The organism is Azospirillum sp. UFLA03-27 (genome assembly GCF_059803775.1).
Window position 1 is genome coordinate 1 of record NZ_JAUQTX010000326.1, and the last position, 6,163, is coordinate 6,163.

Sequence of the window (6,163 nt, forward strand, 5' to 3'; positions counted from 1 at the left end):
CATACGAGATAGCTGTTATAGTCTCGTGGGCTCGGAGATGTGTATAAGAGACAGCCCTCACCCCGACCCTCTCCCCAGAGGGGAGAGGGAGTGAAAACCTCCCTCACTCCCCCAGCCCCCGGTAGCGGCGCACATGCGACCCGTCGTAGAGCGCGCTGCACCGGAAATCCTCCACTCCCAGCGCCGGGCCGACCAGGATCAGGGCCGTGCGCTCCATCGGCGAGTCCGCCACCTGGGCGGCGATGTCGGCCAGCGTGCCGCGCAGCACGCGCTCCTCCGGCCAAGTCGCGCGGTAGACCACCGCCGCCGGGCAATCGGCGCCGTAGAGCGGGGTCAGCCGCTCCACCACCCGGTCGATGACATGGATCGACAGGTGGATGGCCAGCGTCGCGCCCGAGCGCCCCAGAACCTCCAGAGTCTCGTTCGCCGGCATGGCCGAGGCCCGGCCCTCCGTCCGTGTCAAAATCAGCGTCTGGCTGACTTCCGGCAGGGTCAGTTCCCGCCCTAGCGCGGCTGACGCCGCGGCGAAGGCCGGCACGCCCGGCGTGATGTCGTAGGGAATGTCCAGTTCGCGCAGCGCCCGCGTCTGCTCGCCGAGCGCGCTGTAGACGGACAGGTCGCCGGAATGCAGCCGCGCCACGTCCTGCCCGGCCGCGTGCGCCGCCTTGAACTCGGCAACGATCCGGTCGAGCGTCAGCGGGGCCGTGTCGACGATCCGGGCGCCCGGCGGGGCGTGGGCGATGATCTCCTTGGGCACCAGCGATCCGGCGTAGAGGCAGACCGGGCAGGACGCGATCAGGTCGCGCCCGCGCAGGGTCAACAGGTCGGGCGCGCCCGGTCCGGCGCCGATGAAATGCACGGTCATGCGGAAACTTCCCCAGAAATCGCCAGCGCGCAGGTGGCGCGCGGAGTGGAACGGCGCGGCAGCAGAAGGGTGGAGCCCGGCCCGGCGGCGGCCAGCGCCGCGGCCTCCGCGACCGAGGCAATGCCCACGGCGGCCTCGACGCGGGCGGAGCGGGTCTGCACCCGGTCCTGAACCGCCGCCAACGCTGAATCGTCAACGAACCGGAGCGGCAGGGCGAGCAGACGCGCCGCCTCGGCCACCCCGGCCTCGTTGCGCTTGCGCATCGGTGCCGCCAGTTGCACGGCGCGGCGTGCGGCCTCGTCCAGCGCGGCTTCCTCGAAGGCGGCGCGGAGCATCCCGGCGATCTCGGCGCCGGGGCAGCCGGCCCGGCAACCGATGCCCGCTGCGATGAAGCGATGCGCCGTCACAGCGGTTTCTCAGCCAGCCACAACGTGACCGGCATCAGCGGGCGCCAGCCGGTGAAACCGCCGATAGGGGCGGCGCGGCTGACGGCGATCTGCGACAGTTGCCCGCCCAACCGCTTGTGGGTGGCGATCAGCATCGCCTCGCTTTCCAGCGTCACGGCGTTGGCGACGATCCGTCCTCCGGGCTTCAGCGCCGACCAGCAGGCGTCCAGCACGCCGTCGTTGGTCAGCCCGCCGCCGATGAACACGGCGTCCGGTGCCGGCAATCCGTCCAGTGCCTCCGGCGCCTTGCCACGCACCAGCTCCAGCCCCGGCACGCCGAAGGCGGCGGCGTTGGCCGGGATGCGGTCGGCGCGGTCGGCCTTGTGCTCCACCGCGATGGCGCGGTTCGTCGGGTCGCTCAGCATCCATTCGACGCCGATGGACCCGGAGCCGGCGCCGATGTCCCACAGCAGCTCGCCGCGGCGCGGGGCCAGCCAGGACAGGGTGACAGCGCGGATCTCCCGCTTGGTGATCTGGCCGTCATGCTCGAACCAGTCATCAGGCAGGCCGGGCGTGCGCGGCAGGGCGCGGGCGCCGGGGGTGGCGACGCACTCCACCGCCAGCGTGTTGAGGTCAGCTACCCGCTCCGCCGACCATTCTTCCGCCGTCGCAACGATGCAGCGCTCGCGCGGTCCGCCCATGGACTCCAGAGCGGTCAGGCGCGACGGTCCGAAGCCGCGCGCCGTCAGCAGCGCCGCCAGCTTGGCCGGAGTCGTTCCGTCCCAGCACAGAACCAGCAGCCGAGCGCCCGGTTGCAGATGCGGAATGACCAGCTCCAGCGGGCGTCCGTGCACGGTCAGGGTGCCGCAGTCCTGCAACGGCCAGCCCAGACGGGCGGCGGCAAGGCTGAAGGATGACGGGGCTGGAACGATGGAAAGTTCTTCAACCGGAACGAGTTTGGACAGCGTGGCGCCGATGCCGTACCAGGACGGGTCGCCGCTCGCCAGCACGCAGACGCGTTGGCCGCGCCGCGCCAGCAGGGCGGGGTAGGCGTCCGACAGGGGGGAGGGCCAGGGCAGCCGCTCCTGTCCGGCGGTTTCCGGCACCAGCGCCAGATGGCGGGCGCCGCCGGCCAGCAGGTCCGCGCCATCCACCAGCGCGCGGACGGCGGGCGACAGTCCGTCCCACCCGTCCTCGCCGATACCGACGACGCTCAGCCAACGCCCCGGTCCTGTGCTATTGGCTTTGGTGGTCATGGCGCACCCCAAGGAGGACAAGCATGAAGGCGCTGATTCTGGGTGGCACCACCGAGGCCACGGCGCTGGCTCGCCTTCTCAGCGGCCACCCGCGCATCGACGCGGCGGTGTCGCTGGCCGGGCGCACCAAACAGCCGGTTCTGCCGCCTCTGCCGACCCGCATCGGCGGCTTCGGCGGTGTGGATGGGCTGGCGGCGCATATCGTAGAGAACGGCGTCGGTGCGGTCGTGGACGCCACGCATCCCTTCGCCGGCCAGATTTCCGCCAACGCCGCGGCGGCCTGCGCGCGGGTGGGCGTGCCGCTGCTGGTGCTGACCCGCAAGCCGTGGGAGCCGGGCGCGGGCGATCGCTGGATCGGTGTGCCGGACATGGCCGCCGCCGCCGAGGCTCTGCGCCCGCTGGGCGGAAACGTCTTCCTGACCATCGGCCGGCAGGAGGTCGCGGCGTTCGAGGCGGTGCCGGACAAGCGCTACCTGATCCGCGCCGTCGATCCGCCGGAGCCGGCGCCGAACCTGCCGGATTACGGCCTGATCCTCGACCGCGGCCCCTTCACGCTGGAGGGGGAATGCGCCCTGCTGGAAAAGCACCGGGTGGATGTCATCGTCAGCAAGAACAGCGGCGGGAGCGCTACGGAAGCGAAGCTGGAGGCGGCGCGCCGCCGGGGGATTCCCGTGGTGATGGTGGAGCGACCGCCCGGCAATGGTGTGGCCGAAATGCACGATGCGGCTGCGGCGTTGGCATGGCTGGAGGCGCGGTAGAGTCGAGCTCCCCTCCCGAACTCCCCCCGCTGCGCTCTCGCGCAAGCGTAGCTTGCGCTGACGCGTCAGGCGGACCTTGGTCCGCCGAGAGCAGGGGGAGGAGATGATTCCCTCCCCTGCGCAACGGGGTAGGGTTAGGGTGGGGGCCCGTTTCGACAATGTTCTCACCCCCGCACCCCATAGCTGCGCGGCGTATACACCCACGGCTGCGCGCCCTCGCGCGGCACCAGCCGGGTGTGCGACGCGCCGATAATGACGCAGGTCCGCATGTCGGCCTGCGCCGCGTCCACCGCGCCCAACGTCGTGATCGTCAGCGCCTCGTCGGGGCGGCCGACTGCCTGGGCGAGGATCACCGGCGTCTCCGCCGAGCGGAGGTCGCGCAGCGCGTCGAAGGCGGCGCCGAGCTGCCAGGGGCGGGCGCGGCTGATTGGGTTGTAGAGCGCAATGACGAAATCCGCCTCCGCCGCCAAGCGCAGGCGCTTCAGCACCACCTCCCAAGGCTTCAGATTGTCGGACAGCGAGATGGCGCAGAAATCATGGCCGAGCGGCGCGCCGGCCCGCGCCGCCGCCGCCTGCATCGCGGAGATGCCGGGATCGACCGACAGCGGCACGCGGTGCCACGCCGCGGGTGCCGCGGGATCGTCCAGCGCCTCGAACACCGCGGCGGCCATGGCGAAGATTCCGGGGTCGCCGCCCGACACCACCGCCACCCGGCGACCTTCCGCCGCCAGTTCGAGGGCATGGCGGGCGCGGTCCAACTCCACCCGGTTGTCGGAGGCGTGGCGCACCTGCGGCCCCGGCGGCACCCGGTCCACATAGGGGAAATAGCCGACGAGGTCGGTCGCCTCCGCCAGATCGCGCCGGGCCTCCGGGGTCAGCCAGTCCTCGGTGCCGGGGCCGAGCCCGACGACCTTCAACCATCCGGCCTGCGGATCGGCGGTCATCGCCGCAGCCCCTCGCCGGGGATGACGATCTGCGAGAAGTAGGGGGCCGTCTCCGGTGCCTCGCGGAAGGGCATGACGCGCTGGTCCGCCATGCTCGCCCGCTCGATGTACCAGGCGCGGTCGGCCAGCCCGGCGGCCTCGACGGCGCGGCGGACCTTCGGCAGGTTCTGGCCCAGCTTCATGATGACCGCGGCGTCGGCGTTGCGCAGCGCCCGCAGCAGCGCCTCCTCCCCCAGCGTGCCGGGGATGACCGACAGCACGTCGTCGTGCAGCGTCAGCGGGCGCGGCAGCAGCGAGGCGCTGCACATCATCGACGTGACACCCGGCACCACCTCCGTCGGGAAGCGCGAGGCCAGCCGCAGGAACAGGTGCATGAAACTGCCGTAGAAGAAGGCGTCGCCCTCGTTCAGCGCGGCGATGGAACGCCCGGCGGCGAGATGCTCGGCCAGCCGCTCGGCGGACTCGTCAAAGAAGGCCTCGATCTGGCGGCCATAGTCGGGGTGGTTGGGCGGCAACTCGACCGTCACCGGATAGACCATCGGCAGCTCGATGTGCTCCGCCGTGATGCAGCCGTCGGCGATGCGCCGGGCCTGTCCGGAGGTGCCGCGCTTGCAGAAATAGGCGACCACCGGGCAGGCGCCGATGGTGCGCATGGCGCGGACGGTCATCAGGTCCGGGTCGCCGGGGCCGACGCTGACGCCGTAGAGGGTGCCGGTGTTTTGCGGTTCGTTGCTCATTCCACGTCGCTCGCCAGGGCGTTGACCGCCGCCGCCGCCATGGCGCTGCCGCCGCGCCGGCCCTTGATCGCCAGGAAGGGCAGGCCGAAGGGCGCCTCGGCCAGCGCGTCCTTGCTTTCCGCCGCACCGACGAAGCCCACCGGGAAGCCCAGCACCGCCGCCGGCTTCGGCGCGCCGTCGCGGATCATCTCCAGCAGCTTGAACAGGGCGGTCGGCGCATTACCGATGGCGACGACCGAACCGGCCAGCTGGGGCACCCACAGCTCCAGCGCGGCGGCGGAGCGGGTGTTTTCGACCTGTTTGGCAAGCTCCGGCACGGCGGGGTCGCGCAGCGTGCAAACGACCGCGTTGTCCGCCGGCAGGCGCGCCCGCGTGATGCCGTGGGCAACCATCTCGCTGTCGCAGAGGATCACCGCGCCATTACGCAGAGCCATTCGCGCCGCCGTCCCCACGTCGGGGGAGAACATCAGGTCCTGGGCCGCGTCCACCATGCCGCAGGCGTGGATGACGCGCACCGCCACCGCTTTCAGGTCGTCGGGGATCGCCGACAGGTCGGCCTCCGCCCGGATGGTGGCGAAGGACTGGCGGTAGATGGCCGCTCCATCGCGGATGTAGTCGTAAAGCGGCTCAGCGGACACGGAACAACTCCTCAACAGACAGATCGGCCCCAGACAAAGAGGCAACGGCATTTATGGCCTCGGACGGCGTCAGGCCGGACCGCCAGGGCGTGCCGCCGGGGGCGGCGTTCAGCGCGACGTCATAGACGCCGTCCCGCGCGGTGAGCGTGACATCCGCCGCGCCGGGATGGGCGCAGCCCTTCGCGCAGCCGGAGACATGCACCATCCGCACCGCCTCCAGCAAGCCCGCCGCGCGCTCGGCGATGGCGAGGCCGTCCGCGTGGGTGTCGGTGGTGCCGACGTCGCAGCCGGTGACCCCGCTGCAGGCGGTGAGCTTCAGGCGGATGTCACCGTGGTCGAGGATGCCACCGAGGACGGTGGCTTTCTCCGCGGCGCCCTCCTGCGGGGCGGCTAGCAGCAGGGCGCGCCAGGGCGTGATGCGGATCTCCAGGGTGAGGGCGGCCAGCGCCTCCAGCTTGTCGCAGTCGAGGCGGCCGAAGGGGAAGGCGACGCCCAGCCAGGAGGGTTGGGGGCCAAGGAAGAGTCGGGTGGGCGACGTCTTCCCCCACCCTGACCCTCCCCCGCTGGGCGGGGGAGGGA

7 protein-coding genes and 1 pseudogene are annotated in these 6,163 nt (G+C 71.7%); 1 reads left to right on the plus strand and 7 read right to left on the minus strand.

Annotated features, from left to right (window positions below; translation table 11 throughout):
* Window positions 1-103: 103 nt before the first annotated feature.
* From cobM to cbiE, 3 genes are read right to left on the minus strand one after another with little or no spacing between them, the layout of a single operon-like run.
* Window positions 104-865, minus strand: a complete 762-nt coding sequence (gene cobM / locus Q4I23_RS29560) for a precorrin-4 C(11)-methyltransferase (protein ID WP_498528583.1) — start codon at window positions 863-865, stop codon at window positions 104-106.
* A complete protein-coding gene (locus tag Q4I23_RS29565) occupies window positions 862-1,272 on the minus strand; it encodes a cobalamin biosynthesis protein (RefSeq protein ID WP_498528584.1) in 411 nt (136 codons plus the stop codon). The genes cobM and Q4I23_RS29565 overlap by 4 nt, the downstream gene beginning before the upstream one ends.
* Window positions 1,269-2,507, minus strand: coding sequence for a precorrin-6y C5,15-methyltransferase (decarboxylating) subunit CbiE (gene cbiE / locus Q4I23_RS29570; protein WP_454017573.1), 1,239 nt, complete (start codon window positions 2,505-2,507; stop codon window positions 1,269-1,271). The genes Q4I23_RS29565 and cbiE overlap by 4 nt, the downstream gene beginning before the upstream one ends.
* A 23-nt stretch (window positions 2,508-2,530) precedes the next feature.
* Between cbiE and Q4I23_RS29575 the strand changes: the two genes are divergently transcribed.
* Window positions 2,531-3,265, plus strand: coding sequence for a cobalt-precorrin-6A reductase (locus Q4I23_RS29575; protein WP_498528585.1), 735 nt, complete (start codon window positions 2,531-2,533; stop codon window positions 3,263-3,265).
* A gap of 164 nt (window positions 3,266-3,429) precedes the next feature.
* Here the strand turns inward: Q4I23_RS29575 and cobJ are convergent, their stop codons facing one another.
* The 4 genes and pseudogenes from cobJ to Q4I23_RS29595 form a co-directional block, all read right to left on the minus strand.
* A complete protein-coding gene (cobJ, locus tag Q4I23_RS29580; protein WP_498528586.1) occupies window positions 3,430-4,209 on the minus strand; it encodes a precorrin-3B C(17)-methyltransferase in 780 nt (259 codons plus the stop codon).
* Window positions 4,206-4,946 (minus strand): precorrin-2 C(20)-methyltransferase, encoded by a 741-nt coding sequence (locus Q4I23_RS29585; protein ID WP_498528587.1) that lies wholly within the window; start codon window positions 4,944-4,946, stop codon window positions 4,206-4,208. Before Q4I23_RS29585 ends, cobJ begins: the two co-directional genes overlap by 4 nt.
* The gene (locus tag Q4I23_RS29590; protein ID WP_498528588.1) at window positions 4,943-5,584 is read right to left on the minus strand and encodes a precorrin-8X methylmutase; all 642 of its coding nucleotides are present in this window, start codon (window positions 5,582-5,584) and stop codon (window positions 4,943-4,945) included. The genes Q4I23_RS29585 and Q4I23_RS29590 overlap by 4 nt, the downstream gene beginning before the upstream one ends.
* Window positions 5,574-6,163: pseudogene (locus tag Q4I23_RS29595) on the minus strand (precorrin-3B synthase); the annotation flags it as partial. The pseudogene Q4I23_RS29595 and the gene Q4I23_RS29590, both read right to left, overlap by 11 nt.